Here is a 16,023-nt window from a genome sequence, read left to right on the forward strand (position 1 = left end):
CCGTACCCGTCCGCGGTCGCTCGATCTGCTCGACCGTCGGTCGGTCTCGCTCGACGGCGCCGCGGCGGGACCGAACCGCCGGATCAGGCCGTCTGGGACGGACCCGCGCCGTCGTTGTGCCGCGCCTGCTCGGTGTAGAAGCTCAGATCGAAGCCGAGCGTGTCGCCCTGGACCTCGTTGCCCACGTCGAGCGGGAGCTCCCATTCGAGCGCGACGCAGTGCATCACGCCGTCGCCGCGGAAGGCGTCGCGGTCCGGGTCGTCCGCCGGGTCCGAGAGCTCGTCGTACAGCGTCGAGCGGTTGCCGTCGAGCGGGATGCCGTTCCCGTCCGCCAGCTCGGCGAGGACGTTCGCGAGCGAATCCTCCATGATGATCTTCTCCTGCGTCGCCTGCGCCGCGAGGTTCCCGAACACCGTCGGGATGTTCAGCGGGTCGTCGAGGTCGTTGAAGAACGTCGAGTCACCGCCCGAGCCGCCGGCCGGGCCGGCCATCGCGAGCAGCGTGCTGGCGCTGCCGTTCACGTTGATCGTGAACACGTCGGTCGCCGGGCTCGGCGACGCCGCGCGGGCGTCGTCGGCCGCGCCGATGGGCGAGGAGAACTGGGTGCTGCCGGTCCCGTTGAACGACTCGCCGTCCGAGAGGACGATGTTGCGCTTGTCGGCGCTCGCGCGGCCGTTCGCGTCGAGCTCGCCCTGCGCGTCGTCGACGCCCTCACCGATGTAGGTGCCCGTCGCGATGCCGCCGCCAGCGAACGGGTTCGGGTCCCCGTCGCCGTCGAACGGGGTCGAACCAGCGCTGCCGCTCACAACGTTCGCGAGCTTCTGCCGCAGGCCCGACAGCGCGCCGTCGACCACGGACAGGTCGCTGGTCAGCGTCTGCAGGATGCCGGTCCGGGGTTCGTTATCGCCCTGCTTCTCGCCGTCGAAGTACGCCACGCCCACTTGCACGTCCGCGCCCGCGCTCTGTAGGAAGTCGATGAACTGCCGAGTGCCGAGCTCGACGAGGTCGATCTTCGTCGTCTCGGTGTAGTTGCTCCCGTTGATCGCGATCGGGTCGCTGCTGACCACGCCGCCGAACTGGTCGTACAGCATCGAGCCCGAGAAGTCGAGCGTCAGCATGATGTCGACCGGCCGCGCCGCGTCGTAGACGTTGTCGCAGTCCTCGTCGTACCAGAGCTTCGCGTTGATCGCGTCGCCGAGGTCGCCCATGTTGTCCGGGTCGACGATGAGCTCCGGCTCGGTGCCGGCGCCGCCGGACTCGGAGATGTTGCCCGCCTGCATCCAGATGTAGCCGGGGTTGTCACAGAGGTGGAGCGAGAAGGTGATCTCGCCGGAGTCGCCGGGTTTCACGTCGGTGAGCTGGACCAGCGTCTCCATCTCCTCGCCCGTGACGGGGTCGACGTTGAAGTTCGCCTCCGAGAGCGGCGGGATGGTCTCACAGTCCAGGGTCGGGATGTTCGCGCCGTTGCTGTCCTCGTCGTCCTCGTCCGGGAAGTCGCTGTACTTGGACACTTCGCCGTCGATCTCGATCGACTGCTCGCCGTCGCCGTCGTGGTCGGGGTGCGCGCTGACGAACTGGCGGCCGTCGCCGAAGTCGTAGGTCTGTTGCCAGTCGACGAGCAGGTCGAGCTGCCCGGCGGTCAGCTGGTTGCCCTCGAACGACTCGGTGTCGTTGAAGTACGCCGTGGTGCCGAGGCCCGCACCGGCCGAGGCGACCCCGACCGCGCCGAGGCCGGCCAGCACGGTTCGCCGCGACAGTCCGATCGTGTCGATGTTTTCCTTGTCGTTCATGATTGTGATTCCCCGAAGGGAGTCCCACCGACGGAGTCGAACCGTCGTCCCGGCCGCCCGCGCGGGTCCGGAATGGGTGGTGGTCGGTCGGACGGGCGCCGTCGCGCCCGCCGCGTCACGCGCCGATCAGACGGTGATGGTCCCCGACGCGTCGGTGACGTTGTCGATTGCCGCGCGCCCGTCGTTCGAGCTGTTCGACGACGCGACCCCCTCGCCGCCGTCGCTGGCGAAGACCTCGTTGACCACGAACTGCGTCGGGACGCTCGACAGCGCCGGCAGGCCGCTCGTCCAGTCGATGACGAACGTGTACGTCAGCCGGTCGGCGCTCTCGACCGCGAGGAAGCCGGGCGCGTCCTCCGCGGCGGTGTCGGTGCGGTTGTTGGTCCCGCCCGTGCCGGTGTTGCGCCGGATGTAGCCGCCGTCGCCGCTCGCGCCGCTCGTGCTGTTCGCGATGCCCGCGGACCGGGCCCCGGAGCTCGCGCTGCCGAAGCCGAACCGGAAGTCGTCGTTCGGGCTCTCACTGAGCCCGTCGGTGTCGACGTCGAAGTTGGCCTCGACGACGTAGGAGTTCGGGTTGCTCGGCCACTCGCCGAGGCCGGAACTGCCGCCGCCGTACATGTCGCCGTCGAGCTCCACCTGCACGACCGTGGTGGGGCCGCTGCTCACCCGCGCGGTGATCCAGTTACCCTCCGCGTCGCCTTGGCCGTCGCCGTCGCGGTCGACGCCCGTGTCGGCGTCCGTGGTCAGAACGGTGTCGAACTCGACGCAGGGGTTGTTCGTCCCGTCGTTGTGGCGGGCCTGTTCCGCGTAGAACTCGAAGTCGAAGGTGACCGAGTCCGTCTGGATCTCGTTGCCGACGCTGGTGGGGACGACCCACTCGAAGCAGACGCACTGCTCGGCGACGACCGGCTCGTCGCTCTCGTCGAACGGCGCCTCGACGCCCTCGAACGCGGGGCGGTTCGCAACCGGCGCGCTCGGGTCGCCGTCGCCGTACAGCGGGACGCCGGCGCGGAGCGCCAGCATCACGTCGCGGAGGGACCCGGAGACGATCTCGTTCCCGACCTCGCCGTCGGGGGTGCAGTACGAGACGCTGACTTCCATCGCGTCGGCGATCTCGCCCATCCCCGGGCCGGGGTCGCCGCCGGTCGAGTCGTCGTCCGCCTCGGGCTCGGTCTGGCCGTTCTCGTCGTTCGCCGTGAGCTCGCCGCACATCCACAGATACGCGGGGTTGTCGACGATCGAGAAGCAGAACTCGCCCTCGCCGGAGTCGCCGGGCTTTAAATCCTCCACGTCGATGCTGAGGGGCTCGCCCTCGCCGCCGCCGACGACGTTCCCGTTGATGAACGTCCCCTCGGGGGTGGCGTACTGCGCGAAGCTCCCCTGGTCCTCGGAGTAGTCGACGTGGACGAACAGGTCCAGCTCACCCGCCGTCAGCTCGTTGTTCTCGAACGTCTCCGTGTCGTTGAAGTACGCCGTGGTGCCGAGTCCGGCGCCGGCGGAGGCGACCCCGACCGCTCCGAGGCCGACCAGCATCTTGCGTCGCGAGAGTCCGATTGTCCTGCCGTTGTCGTTGTCTGCCATGATTGTGATTCCCCGAGGGGAGTCCCACCGACGGAGTCGAACCGCCGTCCCGGCCGCCCGCGCGGGTCCGGAATGGGAGGGTGCCGCTGTCGCGGCGTTACACGTCGATACGGAAGCCCAGCCCCTCGCGGTTCGGGGGCGACCCGGCGGGCCACGACATCGTCACCGTGCCGGTGATGACGTCGCCCTCGCCGAAGGCGACCGTACTCAGGCTCACCTTCTGCTGCTCGCCGACGTTACCGTCGGCGGAGACGGAGTTGGCGCCCGTCGGCGAACTGCCGTTGAACGCGATGTCGTTAACCTCGATGGTCGAGTCGGCGCTCGACGCCTTCGCCATCACCACGACCGTGTCGCTGGTCGGCATCGGCGCGGGCGAGACGGTAACCTCGGAGCCGTCGACGGTCCACTTCGCGTCGCCGCCGTCGATGGTGAGCTCGAAGGGAACGGGCTGGCCGTTCGGCCACGCGACGTTCTCGTTCCCGCTGTGGACGGGCGTGTCGTCGGGGAGTCGGATGTCGAGCTCGCGGTTCGCCGCGCCGCCGCCGTCACCGTAGATACCGCGGGCGTGCCAGACGCTGTCCTCGAGTTCGGGGAAGCCCTCGCCCTCGACGCTCTCGACGCAGGGGTTGTGGGTCCCGTCGTTGTGCCGCGACTGGACGGCGTAGAACTCGAAGTCGAACATGACCGAGTCCGTCTGGATCTCGTTTTCGACGCTGGTGGGGACGACCCACTCGAAGCAGACGCACTGCTCCGCGACGTTCGGTACTCCGTCGACGAACGGTTCGGTGACGCCCTCGAACGCGGGGCGGTCTGCGACCGCCGCGCTCGCGTCGCCGTCACCGGACAGGGGCACGCCCTCGATGAGCGCGTCCATGACATCGGCGAGCGATCCGGAGAGGATCTCCTCGCCCTTCTCGCCGTCGGGCGTACAGTACGAGACGGTGACCTCCATCGCGTCGGCGAGGTCTCCACCGGAAGTCTCGTCGTCGTCCGTCTCGGGCTCCGTCATCCCGTTCTCGTCGTTCGCGGTCAACTCGCCGCACATCCACATGTACGCGGGGTTGTCGACGATCGAGAAGCAGAACTCGCCCTCGCCGGAGTCGCCGGGCTTCAGGTCGGAGACCTGGATGCTCAGGCCCTCGCCCTCCTGCGTGACGATTTCGCCGTCGACGAGCTGCCCGACGACGTTGCCGTTGATGAAGCTCCCCGGGGGCGTCGAGTACTGCGCGTAGCTGCCCTGGTCCTCGGAGTAGTCGACGTGGACGAACAGGTCGAGCGAGCCCGCCGTCAGCGTGTTGTCCTCGAACGTCTCCGTGTCGTTGAAGTACGCCGTGGTGCCGAGCCCGGCGCCGGCGGAGGCGACGCCTACCGCTCCGAGGCCGACCAGCATCTTCCGCCGCGATAGTCCGATTGTGTCGTCGTTCATTGTGTATCATCCCCGAAGGGAACCCCCGGCGGCGGTCGCGAACCGCCGCGTCGGCCGCCCGAAGGCGCCGAACCGGGACCCGGACGTGTCTCGTCGTCCGGAGGGCCGCGTTGCTCCGAGGAGCTAGTTCTGCCCGCTCACGTTGCCGGTCCCGTTGGGTGCGGGACCGGGGCTGGTGCTGTTCGCCTCCGTGCCGTTGAACGTCACCTGGGGGTTGTCGTTGTGGCGCGACTGCTCGGCGTAGAGGCCGATGTCGAATTCCACCGAATCGGTCTGGACCTCGTTTTCGACCTCCGCCGGGAGCGTCCACTCGAAGCCGATACACTGGGTGGTCGCGCCGGGGTACGGCTGGCGACCCTCCTCCTGCCGGTCGCCGTCGAGCGCGTGCCCGTCGGCGAGGAAGGTCCCGAAGAAGTCGGCCATCGACCCCTCGAAGATCTTCTGTTCGCCTGCGAGGACGATCTGCGCGATCTCGGCGTAGACGGTGTCGAGGTCGGCCGGGTCGGGCGCGACGAACGCGTCGTCGGGGGAGCTGGCGACGCTCTCCAACAGACTGGTGTCCGCGTTCCCGAGCGCGATGGTGAAGATCCGGATCCCGTTGTTCTTGGCGTCGTTCGCGGCGCTGATCGCGGCGGTCTCGTCAGACTGCCCGTCGCTCAGCAGGATCATCACCTTCGACGCGCCCGCCGTGGCGTTGGTGCCGTTGAGGAGTTCGTCCTCGCCCTCGACGATGCCGGCGTCGATCGAGGTGCCGCCGCCCGCGCTGTAGTTGTTGATCGCGTTCTGGACGAGCTGGTAGTTCGTCGTCAGCTCCTGGTCGGTCGACGCGCTGGTGCTGAACGAGATTGCCGCGGCCTCGTCGGGCGACGAGAGGTTTCCGACGAAGCTGGTCGCGGCCGTCTTCAGCGCCGAGAGCGGTGCGCCACTCATCGAGCCGGAGACGTCGCTGACCAAGGCGACTTCCAGTTCCTGCTGCTGGCCCGTGCCCGTGGGCTCGTACACGTTGTCGCAGTCCTCGTCGTACCAGACGCAGACCTCGATGGCGTCGGCGAGCTCGCCGATGCCGTCGGTGTCCTCGCCTTCCTGTTCCATCTCGGGCTCGCTCTGCCCGTTCTCGGCGTTCTCGGTCAGCTCGCCCGCGAGGTAGAGGAACGCGGGGTTGTCACAGATGTGGACGCTGATAGTGACTTCGCCGGAGTCGCCGGGCTTCACGTCCTCGAGCGTGAACACCGGGATCTCGTCGCCGTTGATGAGGAACTGGTCCGCCTCGGGCGAACAGAAGTCGAACTCCTCGTCTTGGACGAGGTCCTCCCACGCCTGCATGTCCGCGGGGCTGGGCGCCTGGTCGAGCAGGTAGCGCCCGTCGCCGAGGTCCTCGGCGTCCGGGTAGCCCATGGACTGGACGTGCTCCAGGCGGCCGGGGCCGCCGAGGTACGTCGACTTGTAGTCCAGCTTCAGGTCCAGCTCGCCCGCGGTGAGCGTGTTGCCCTCGAACGCCTCCGTGTCGTTGAAGTACGCCGTGGTACCGAGTCCCGCGCCCGCGGAGGCCACGCCGACGGCCCCGAGGCCGGCGAGGACTTTGCGCCGCGAGAGTCCGATTGTGTCGTTTGTGTCTTGGCTCATGCTTTCTCCCCCGACCCGCCCCCGTCCGCGACCGGACAGCCGAATCGGTTACTTCCCCCTCCGAGGGATACCGACGTAGTTACGCGCTCCCATGTCACCGTCGAACGACCGATTCCACGTGATAGAACGTCTCAGTCGCCGAGTCGAACGGAGCGTTCGACCGGCGGTCCGGCGCCCCTACTCCGGCCGATATTGCCGGTATGGCCCCCGTACCGCCGCCTCGGAACGCGGCACGGAGACCGTACTCGTCGGGCCGAATCCGACAGGGACCTCGTACTCCCGCCGCTCGAAGGGGGATCTCACCGGGTAGCGAGTTCATACATATACCCCTGTCTGACGCAGTAGGCGACAGACCTCGGACGCCGCCGAGCGCGGTCTCCGGATCCCCACCCATGAAACTCCGAACCGACGTGCTTCCGGCCGAGCAGGTGTACACCATCCTCGCGAACGAGCGCCGACGGCGCGCGATCGAACAGCTCAGCTCCGTCGGCGGGCCCGTCTCGGTCAACGAACTGTCGACGCTCGTCGCGGGGCGCGAGACCGGCGAGAGCCCGCCGCCGAAGCGCTGTCGCGAGAGCGTGTACACGTCGCTCGTCCAGACCCACCTCCCGAAGCTGGCGGACGCGGGCGTCATCACGTACGACCGGGACTCACAGACCATCGAGCTCTCGCGACGCGCGCGAGACGTCCGGCTCTACACAGAGATCCTCGCGCCCGGCGGCGCGACGTGGTCGGAGATCTACCGCGCGCTCGCGGTGGCGTCGCTGCTCGTCGTGCTCGCCGCGCTCCTCGACGCCCCGCTCGTGTCGGCCGTCGACCCGGTCCTCTGGACCAGCCTCGCGCTCGGCGCCTTCGCCGCCGCGAGCGCCGTCCAGCTGTGGGTCAACCGCTTCTCGGTGCTGCGACAGCTACGGCCGCGGTGACTCGGCTCGAAAAAACAGCTCCTACTCGATTTTCGACCACTTCCCTTCGATTCCCCTCCGTCGCTTCAGTTCTTCTCCGTCGCTTCGATTTCCTGGCTTTCCTACTCGCTCGCGGCCGCGAGCGACGGCGGTAGCCGAAGCTCGAACAGTCGGGCGTCGCAGCCCGCACACCGCCCGGCGACGACGTCGTAGCTGGCACAGCAGGACTCGACGACCCGCTCTTCGAGCGCCACGTCCCCGGCGCAGGCGGGGCATTCCTCGACGAACAGCCGGAGGGCCCCGAGGACGGTGCTCTGGTCCGCGAGCGGCAGGTCGGTCCAGTCGTCGCGGGTCGCCGTCAGCACGCGGTCGGCCGCGGCGTCCGCCCGGAACGCCGCGCGCGACTCCCAGTGGCCAATCTTCTCGTCGCCCGCGTACGCGAAGCCGACGCCCTCGTACCAGTCGATCGCCAGCTCGTCGCGGTCGACCCCGGTGAGCGACGCGAGCGCGTCGAGGTCGCCGTCGGTCGGCGCGTCGGCGTCGACCGCCGCCCGCCACGCCGCGGCGAAGTCGGGCGCGAACGCGAAGTCGTCGCCCCCCGGCGTCTCGACGAGGACGCCGGCGTCGAGGAGGTACGCCTCCGGGTCGACGTCGCCCGCCGGACGCGTCCCGCGTTTCGTCTCGCCGGGCGCCTTGCCGAACAGCGCGAGGACGCGCTCGGGGAGGTAGCGCTTCGTGAGCTCGGGCGTCCCCGGGACGAGGTAGCCGCGCAGCCAGATCGCCGCGAGCGAGGCCCCGAACCCGGCCGCGCCGAGGAGCGGCGCGCCGACCGCGGTCACCGCCGCCGCCCCGACCGCGGCGATCCCGACGTTGACGACCGTACACGGCAGACAACGGTTCTCGCCGGTGTACTCGGGCTGCCGGAGGCGGTCGACGGCGGTCCGGGCGGGTCGTCCGAGTCTGGCCGACAGCGTGGCGCGTGACGCGTTCATACACACTGAACGGCGGCGAACCGACCTATGTATGGGCCGCCTACCGCCCAGTCGTGCCCGATTCGCCGTCTCGAAAAGTCACAAAATATACTATATAGAGAGTATAGCAGAAGTAGACTGTAATAGCGTTCTTTTGATCGGTGTCAGCGCCGTTTTGAAGCCCTGAACGGCGTGATTCTACCGCACTATTGGATCGCGACATCTCAAATTATTGTTAACCGCAACTGATAAGACCTCTCCTGATAATCTAGCTTCAACTTGAATGGATGAGCCATGACACCACAACTCACTGGGTCGGAAGCATCGCTCGCCGACGGCGAGGACGGCTCCTCGCGGGACGCCGCCGGTCCCTCGCGCGACGAGGTGTTCACCGCGCTGAGTAACGCGCGGCGGCGGAACGTCATCAAGTACCTGAAAACGAACGGTTCGGAGGCGCGAGTCCGCGACATCGCCGAGCAGCTGGCGGCCTGGGAGAACGACGTCGAGATCAACGAGGTCACGTACAAACAGCGCAAGCGCGTGTACACCGCCCTCCATCAGTCGCACCTCCCGAAGCTGGCCGAAAGCGGGTTCATCGACTACGAGCGCGACCGCGGGCTGGTGTCGCTCACCGAGGAGAGCCGGCAGCTTGAGGTGTATCTGGAGGTCGTCTCGGAAAACGAGATCCTCTGGAGCGAGTACTACGTCGGGCTCGCGGTCGTGTGCGGGCTGCTGGCGACGGCGGCGTGGATCGGAACCGTCCCGTTCGGCGCGGTGTCGGGATACGCGTACGCGGTCCTCTTCGCGCTCCTGTTCTGCGTGTCCGGAATCTTCCACCGGACGTCGACGAAGCGGAACCGGCTGGGGTAGGCGGCGCCTGAGCGTCCGCAGCCTCCCGTCACTCGACCCCGTCGAGCGCGGCGGGCTCCAGCTCGAAGACCCGCGCTTCGCACCCGTCACAGCGCCCGACGACCACGTCCCGAGCGGTACAGCAGGAGGCGACGACCTCCTCGCTGAGCGTCACCTCGGCCCCGCAAGCCGGACACTCCTCGACGAACAGCCGGAGCCCGCCGAGCACCTCGCTGCGCGCCGCCTGCGGGAGGTCGGTCCACTCGTCGTCGCTCGCGCGAAGCACGCGGTCGGCGGCGGCGTCCGCGAGGAACGCCGGCCGCGACACCCAGTGGCCGACCCGCTCGCCGTCGACGGCCGCGACCACCGCGTTTCCGCGCTCCTCGACCGACAGCCTCGGCTCGTCGTCGGGCGGCACGTCGGCGAGCCGCGCCACCGCCGGACCGTCGGCCGTCTCCCGGGCGGTCTCGAGTTCGCTCCGCCACGCGGACGCGAACCACGGCGCGTACGTCAGGTCGCTCCCGTCGTCGGTCTCGACGAGCGCGTCCGCGGCGAGCAGGTACGACTGCGGGTCGACGGCGACGCCCTCGGCCGACTCGCCCGACGGGTCGGCCTCGTCCGTCGGCGTCCCGATCGCGGCCGAAGCCCCCGATTCCACCCCGGCCGCCGGCGGCGCCTTGCCGAACAGCCGGAGCACCGACTCCGGGAGGTAGCGCTTCGTGAGCTCGGGCGTGCCGGGCACGAGGTAGCCGCGCAGCCAGATCGCCGCGAGCGAGAGCCCCGTCGCGGCCGCGCCGACAACGGGATCGACGGCGACGGCGACCGCCGCGCCGAGCGCGACGCCGATCGTGACGTTGACAGCGGTACAGGGGGTACAGCGATTCTCGCCGGTGTACTCCGGTTGGCGGAGGCGATCAACGACCCCGCTGCCCGACGCGTCCATACCGCGCCTACGCGGGGCGGGTGCTTGTAATTACGGACGCGCTGGGGCAGACCAGTCTCGCCGCCCGTCGCGGTCCGGCCGCTCACTACCGCCCGTCTAATACCCGCAGGGTTTTAGCCGCGCACGGCGGGTGTACGGACATATGGCAACGGGGATCGTCGGGGAGTTCCTCGATCTCAAGGCGGAGACGGACGCGGACGTCCTCGCGATGCAGTGCGGCGACTTCTACGAGTTCTTCGCGGACGACGCGGAGCTGGTCGCCGACGAGCTGGACCTCTCCATCTCGCAGAAGTCCTCCCACGGCTCGTCGTACCCGATGGCGGGCGTCCCCCTCTCGGAGCTGACGCCGTACGTGAACGCGCTGGTCGAGCGGGGATACCGGGTCGCGGTCGCGGACCAGTACGAGACCGACGACGGCGGCCACGCCCGCGAGGTCGTCCGCGTCGTCACGCCCGGCACGGTCCTGGAGACGAGCGACGACGACGCGCGCTACCTCGCGGCCGTCGTCCGGGAGGGGGACGCCGGCGGCGCGACGGGCGCGGTCGACGCCGCCGACGGCCCCTACGGGCTCGCCTTCGCCGACGTGACGACGGGGCGGTTCCTCGCGACGACGGTCGAGGACGGCGGCGACCTGCGCGCCGAGCTCTACCGGTTCGACCCCGCGGAGGTGCTGCCCGGCCCGCACGTCCGCAACGACGACGGCCTGCTCGGCGCGGTCCGGGAGGACCTCTCCGGGCGCGTGACCGCCTTCGACGCGGAGGCGTTCGCGGCGGGCCGCGCGAGACACGCCGTGCGCGAGCAGTTCGGCCGCGAGACGACCGACAGCGTCGGGCTGGACGCGGACCTCGCGGTCCGCGCGGCGGGCGCGGTCCTCTCGTACGTCGAGGAGACGGGCGCGGGCGTGCTGGCGTCGATGACCCGCCTCACCGCCTACGGCGCCGACGACCGCGTCGACGTGGACGCGACCACCCAGCGCAACCTCGAGATCACGGAGACGATGCGGGGCGACGCCGACGGCTCGCTGTTCGACACCGTCGACCACACCGTCACCGCCGCCGGCGGGCGGCTGCTCCGGGAGTGGCTCACTCGCCCCCGGCGCGACCGCGAGACGCTCGCCGACCGCCTCGACGCCGTGGAGGCGCTGGCGTCCGCGGCGCTCGCCCGCGACCGGATCCGCGAGGTGCTCGGCGACGCCTACGACCTCGAACGGCTCGCGGCGCGGACGACGAGCGGAAGCGCGGGCGCACGCGAACTCCTCTCGGTGCGGGACACGCTCGCGCTGCTGCCGGACCTCGCCGACGCGGTCGCCGACACTCCCCTCGCCGACTCGCCCGCGGCCGCCGTCCTCGAACGCGTCGACCGCGACCGCGCGGCCGCCCTCCGGGAGGAGCTCGCCGAGGCGCTCGCCGAGGACCCGCCGAAGGCGAAGACGGGCGGCGGGCTCCTCAAGTGCGGCTACGACGACGAGCTCGACGAGCTGATCGAGCGCCACGAGTCGGTGAAGTCGTGGCTCGACGAACTCGCGGAGCGCGAGAAGCGCCGGCACGGGCTCAGTCACGTCACCGTCGACCGCAACAAGACGGACGGCTACTACATCCAGGTCGGGAAGTCGGTGGCGGATCGGGTCCCCGAGGGCTACCGCGAGATCAAGACGCTGAAGAACTCGAAGCGGTTCGTCACCGACGAGCTGGCGGAGAAGGAGCGGGAGGTCCTCCGCCTGGAGGAGGCCCGCGGCGACCTGGAGTACGAGCTGTTCGAGGAGCTGCGCGAGCGCGTCGCCGAGCGCGCAGAGCTGCTCCAGGACGCCGGCCGGGCGGTCGCGGAGCTCGACGCGCTCGCCTCGCTCGCGACCCACGCCGCCCGCAACGACTGGACGCGCCCGGAGCTGACCGACGAGCGCCGCCTCGACGTCGAGGCCGGGCGTCACCCCGTCGTCGAGGGGACGACCGACTTCGTCCCGAACGACCTCCGGCTCGACGCCGAGCGCGGCTTCCTCATCGTCACCGGCCCGAACATGAGCGGGAAGTCGACGTACATGCGCCAGGCCGCGCTGATCCAGCTGCTCGCGCAGGCGGGCTCGTTCGTCCCCGCCCGCGCGGCCGAGGTGGGGCTCGTCGACGGCATCTACACCCGCGTCGGCGCGCTCGACGAGCTGGCGCAGGGACGGTCGACGTTCATGGTCGAGATGCAGGAGCTGTCGAACATCCTCCACTCCGCGACCGAGGACTCGCTCGTCATCCTCGACGAGGTCGGCCGCGGCACCGCCACCTACGACGGCATCTCCATCGCGTGGGCCGCGACCGAGTACCTCCACAACGAGGTGCGCGCGCGGACCCTCTTCGCCACCCACTACCACGAGCTGACGACGCTCGCGGACCACCTCCCGCGCGTCGCGAACGTCCACGTCGCCGTCGACGAGCGCGACGGCGAGGTGACCTTCCTCCGCACCGTCCGCGACGGCCCGACGAATCGCTCGTACGGGGTCCACGTCGCCGACCTCGCCGGCGTGCCGGACCCCGTCGTCTCCCGCGCTGACGAGGTCTTGGACCGGCTCCGCGAGGAGAAGGCCATCGAGGCCCGCGGCTCGCGGAACGGGGGAGACGCCACCGACGGGTCCCCCGGCGACGGCGGGACCCAGCAGGTCGTGTTCGACCTCTCGTCGGGGTCGTTCTCGGGCGGCGGCGACGCCGAGGGGGAGACCGCGGACGCCTCGGTCTCCGAGGCGGGTCGCAACGGCGCGGCCCCCGGATCCCAACCGGCGGAAGCCGCCGAGTCGACGGCGACCGGCGGCGGCGAGCCCGAGAGTTCCGGGCCCGCCGACGGCCTCGACCCCGAGACCCGCGCCGTGATCGAGGAGCTGAGCGACGTCGACGTCGCGGCGACGGCGCCGGTGGAGCTGCTCTCCCGCGTCCAAGAGTGGCAGGAGCGGCTGGAGTGAGGGCGCGTCTGACGTAAGAACTAATGTCTGACCTCGTCGTGTGGTGTGTATGGGCATCATGAGCAAGATCCTCGGCGGCAGTGGGAGCCGCTCCGTCGACGATTACGTCGAGCTCGACTCGGACGACTTCGCCGACGCGCACGCGGAGACGGGGACGCAGGTACACTTCGCCGAGATCGGCGACCAGAGCGACGTCATCCCGATCAAAGACGCCGTCTACGACGGCGACTTCGTCATCGCGGACATCACCCGCCACTCCACGTCGGACCGGACGATAGAACACGTCTACGACGAGCTCCGCCAGGTGGTCCAGGAGGTCGACGGCGACATCGTCCAGAAGGGCGACGACCAGATCATCGTCACCCCGACCGGCGTCAAGGTCTCGCGGCAGAAGCTGTAAGCGCCGCGTTCCGGCGATCTTCTCTCTCCGATTCTCCCGCAGGCACCCCTTTGTAGCCCGCGTTCGCCCGTATCGGTCGAACCGTGTCATATATGCCGTTCTCCCGCCCACGTAGAGTCGAATGGACGAGCCGGTCCTCCTGACGGGCGCCGGCGGACGGGTGGGACAGGCCATCCTCCGCGGTCTCGGCGACGAGTACGACTGGCGGCTCCTCGACCGCGAGCCGCTCCCGGCCGCGAAGGTGCCCGACGGGGTCACCGACGCCGACCGGTACGTCGCCGACATCACCGACGAGCGCGCCGTCCGCGAGGCCGTCGCCGACGTCGGCGCGGTGATCCACCTCGCCGGCGACCCGCGGAAGACGGCGCCGTGGGACTCGGTCCTCCGGAACAACATCGACGGGACGCAGGTCGTGATGCGCGCCGCCGCCGAGGCCGGCGTCGAGAAGTTCGCGTTCGCCTCCTCGAACCACGCCGTCGGCGGCTACGAGACGGCCGAGCGGACCCCGGACCTGTACCGCGCCGAGGACGACTACCGGCTCGACGGGAGCGAGCTGCCCCGCCCCGGCAACCTCTACGGCGTCTCGAAGGCGGCCGGCGAGTCGCTCGGCCGCTTCTACCACGACGAGTTCGACATGAGCGTCGTCTGCGTCCGCGTCGGGAACCTCACCAAGGACCACCCGCCCCGCGAGTACGAGCGCGGGCAGGCGATGTGGCTCTCGCACCGCGACTGCGCGCACCTGTTCGACCGCTGTCTCCGCGCGGAGTACGGCTACGAGATCGTGTACGGCATCTCGGACAACGACCGCCGCTACTACTCCATCGAGCGCGCCCGCGAGGCGCTCGGGTACGACCCCGCCGACAACTCCGCCGACTACACCTTCGAGGGCGAGCCGAAGCCCGACCGCGACGCCGAGGCGGACGGCGACCGCTACGCGCCCGAGTCCTTCGCGCCGGACGCCGACCGCCCCGCCAACGAGTCGCCGGCCGACCCGAACTTCCCGGCCGACCCGGACGACGCCTGACCAGCCCGCCGCGCTCAGAACAGCCCGTCGACGTCGCGGCGCTTCCGCTCCTCCCGGTCGACGTGATCGCCGAGCCGCGCGGCCACCTGCGGCCGGGCGTCGGGCGTCCGGAGGTACGCGAACAGCAACTCGGCGAACTCGGTCCGACCCGTCCCGCGCTCCTCCCGGGCGAAGGCCGCCGCGGTCGCGAGCGTCTCCGGGTCGCCCGGCTCGCCCGCCGTCGCGAGCGCCGGCGCCGCGACCCCGGCCGCGGCGAGCGACAGGCCGTCGACCGTCGGCGCCTCGCCGCCGACCCGGATCCGCGGCGCGCTCGCGGGGTCCGCTCCCCCCGGATCGGCCGCGAGCCGTTCGGCCCACTCCCGGGCGGGAGCCAGCGCGACGCCCCGCACGTCGGCGACGCCCCTCAGCGCCGCCGCGGCGTCGTCCGCCTCCGCCGCCGCGCCGGCGCGGTCGCCGTCGGCCGCCCGGTGCGACGCCGCCGCGGTCGCGGCGAGCGCCCGGAGCAATCGCTCGTCGGCGCGGTCGCGCTCGCCGTCGCCCGGACCGGTCTCGCCGGCCGAATCGGCGTCTCCGTCGCGCTCGTCGGGGGCGGGTCGTCGGCCCCGGCCCCAGGCGACGCGCGCCGCGAGGAAGCGCCGCTCGTTGAACAGCGCGGCGCCGGCCCCGAGCGCGGCTGACGGGCCGGGCGCGTCGCGTGGGCCTCGATCCGGACCGCGGTGGCGGTCGGTCACGCCTCACGGTCGGCGACGGCGCATGATAAATGTCGAGTTCCGCGCCGGCAGGGCGGTACGTCAGCGGGGAATTGGAGGGCGGGCGTCTGCGGGGAAGTGGAGGGCGGCGCGTCAGCGGCGGAATCGGGACCGGCCGCCGGATCAGGCCTCCCGGACGGCGCCGTCGTCGTCCGGCAGGCGGACCGTTCGGTCGACCGTGGCGGGGTAGCGCCGGTGGACCGCCGCGCCGGCGACGGCACCGCAGAGGGCCGCCAGCGCGACGGCGGCCGCGGTCGGGAACGACAGGGCCGCCACCGTCGCGACCGGCAGCGCCGCGAAGGCGACCATCGCGCCGCGCGACGGGAGCGGTTCGGACGGTCGGGGACCCGCGTTCGGGTCGGGGCGGGCGGTGCGTCCGGAGGGGGATCGGTCTGCGTTCATCGTCGGATGGGGTGTGGTGCGAGGCGGACGCCTCGCGGGTCGAGTCGGTTCGGCCGTCGAGAACGGCGGGACGCGCTACGAGTCGAGGCCGTCGCGTCGGCGAAGGGAGCGGTGGGGGGCTCGCCTCGGTGGACGAGCCGGCCGTCCCCGCGTCGGGGTCACGCGGCGACGGCGCCGAGGAGAGCGGCGACCGGCCCGCGGACCTTCCGGACGCTCCGGCGGGGGGCGAACGTCGGGATGGGGTCGCGGACGGTCATGGGTTCGACCCGGCGGTGGGGACCGGCCGGGCGTATTCTCACCCAGAAACGGAATCGAGTTAATAGTTGCTCGTGTGTGTGACCCAATGCCGCGCCCGGCGGTCGCGGCCGACCGGCCACGCCCCCCGATCACCAGTACACTAAGGAAGGCCGGGAGCGTATCGCCGG

The 16,023-nt window shown here is 70.7% G+C and carries 13 protein-coding genes; 5 read left to right on the forward strand and 8 right to left on the reverse strand.

Going from position 1 to position 16,023, the window contains the following annotated elements:
• Positions 1-83 precede the first annotated feature (83 nt).
• The 4 genes from EXE48_RS02880 to EXE48_RS02895 all read right to left on the reverse strand — a co-directional run bounded on the left by EXE48_RS02880 (position 84) and on the right by EXE48_RS02895 (position 6,420).
• The gene (locus EXE48_RS02880; protein ID WP_137710727.1) at positions 84-1,790 is read right to left on the reverse strand and encodes a vWA domain-containing protein; all 1,707 of its coding nucleotides are present in this window, start codon (positions 1,788-1,790) and stop codon (positions 84-86) included.
• 126 nt (positions 1,791-1,916) lie between these two features.
• A complete protein-coding gene (locus tag EXE48_RS02885) occupies positions 1,917-3,371 on the reverse strand; it encodes a SipW-dependent-type signal peptide-containing protein (protein WP_137710728.1) in 1,455 nt (484 codons plus the stop codon).
• Between the two features lie 97 nt (positions 3,372-3,468).
• Positions 3,469-4,797 (reverse strand): choice-of-anchor W domain-containing protein, encoded by a 1,329-nt coding sequence (locus EXE48_RS18990; RefSeq protein ID WP_233561677.1) that lies wholly within the window; start codon positions 4,795-4,797, stop codon positions 3,469-3,471.
• Positions 4,798-4,920: 123 nt separating this feature from the next.
• A complete protein-coding gene (locus EXE48_RS02895) occupies positions 4,921-6,420 on the reverse strand; it encodes a vWA domain-containing protein (protein WP_137710729.1) in 1,500 nt (499 codons plus the stop codon).
• Positions 6,421-6,812: 392 nt separating this feature from the next.
• Here EXE48_RS02895 and EXE48_RS02900 point away from each other — a divergent pair, with 392 nt between their 5' ends.
• Positions 6,813-7,343: a DUF7344 domain-containing protein gene (locus tag EXE48_RS02900; RefSeq protein WP_137710730.1), complete on the forward strand. Its 531-nt coding sequence runs from the start codon at positions 6,813-6,815 to the stop codon at positions 7,341-7,343.
• A gap of 101 nt (positions 7,344-7,444) precedes the next feature.
• On the opposite strand, the gene EXE48_RS02905 is transcribed toward EXE48_RS02900, so the two are convergent.
• Positions 7,445-8,314 (reverse strand): DUF8054 domain-containing protein, encoded by an 870-nt coding sequence (locus EXE48_RS02905; RefSeq protein WP_053770182.1) that lies wholly within the window; start codon positions 8,312-8,314, stop codon positions 7,445-7,447.
• Between the two features lie 273 nt (positions 8,315-8,587).
• Between EXE48_RS02905 and EXE48_RS02910 the strand changes: the two genes are divergently transcribed.
• The gene (locus EXE48_RS02910) at positions 8,588-9,163 is read left to right on the forward strand and encodes a DUF7344 domain-containing protein (RefSeq protein WP_137710731.1); all 576 of its coding nucleotides are present in this window, start codon (positions 8,588-8,590) and stop codon (positions 9,161-9,163) included.
• A gap of 28 nt (positions 9,164-9,191) precedes the next feature.
• Here EXE48_RS02910 and EXE48_RS02915 read toward each other — a convergent pair whose 3' ends face one another.
• Positions 9,192-10,085, reverse strand: a complete 894-nt coding sequence (locus EXE48_RS02915) for a DUF8054 domain-containing protein (RefSeq protein WP_137710732.1) — start codon at positions 10,083-10,085, stop codon at positions 9,192-9,194.
• Positions 10,086-10,227: 142 nt separating this feature from the next.
• Here EXE48_RS02915 and mutS point away from each other — a divergent pair, with 142 nt between their 5' ends.
• From mutS to azf, 3 genes are all read left to right on the forward strand, one after another.
• On the forward strand, positions 10,228-13,023 hold the full coding sequence (gene mutS, locus EXE48_RS02920; RefSeq protein ID WP_137710733.1) for a DNA mismatch repair protein MutS: 2,796 nt from the start codon (positions 10,228-10,230) through the stop codon (positions 13,021-13,023).
• A gap of 49 nt (positions 13,024-13,072) precedes the next feature.
• Positions 13,073-13,423, forward strand: coding sequence for a cell division protein SepF (locus tag EXE48_RS02925; protein WP_053770178.1), 351 nt, complete (start codon positions 13,073-13,075; stop codon positions 13,421-13,423).
• 121 nt (positions 13,424-13,544) lie between these two features.
• Positions 13,545-14,447 (forward strand): NAD-dependent glucose-6-phosphate dehydrogenase Azf, encoded by a 903-nt coding sequence (gene azf, locus EXE48_RS02930; protein ID WP_053770177.1) that lies wholly within the window; start codon positions 13,545-13,547, stop codon positions 14,445-14,447.
• Positions 14,448-14,461: 14 nt separating this feature from the next.
• On the opposite strand, the gene EXE48_RS02935 is transcribed toward azf, so the two are convergent.
• Together EXE48_RS02935 and EXE48_RS02940 are read right to left on the reverse strand one after the other, a co-directional pair.
• The gene (locus tag EXE48_RS02935) at positions 14,462-15,178 is read right to left on the reverse strand and encodes a hypothetical protein (RefSeq protein ID WP_137710734.1); all 717 of its coding nucleotides are present in this window, start codon (positions 15,176-15,178) and stop codon (positions 14,462-14,464) included.
• A 141-nt stretch (positions 15,179-15,319) separates the two neighbouring features.
• The gene (locus EXE48_RS02940) at positions 15,320-15,598 is read right to left on the reverse strand and encodes a hypothetical protein (protein WP_233561675.1); all 279 of its coding nucleotides are present in this window, start codon (positions 15,596-15,598) and stop codon (positions 15,320-15,322) included.
• Positions 15,599-16,023: the final 425 nt, after the last annotated feature.

This window comes from Halorubrum sp. ASP1 (assembly GCF_005435135.1).
Classification (GTDB): Archaea; Halobacteriota; Halobacteria; order Halobacteriales; family Haloferacaceae; genus Halorubrum; species Halorubrum tropicale.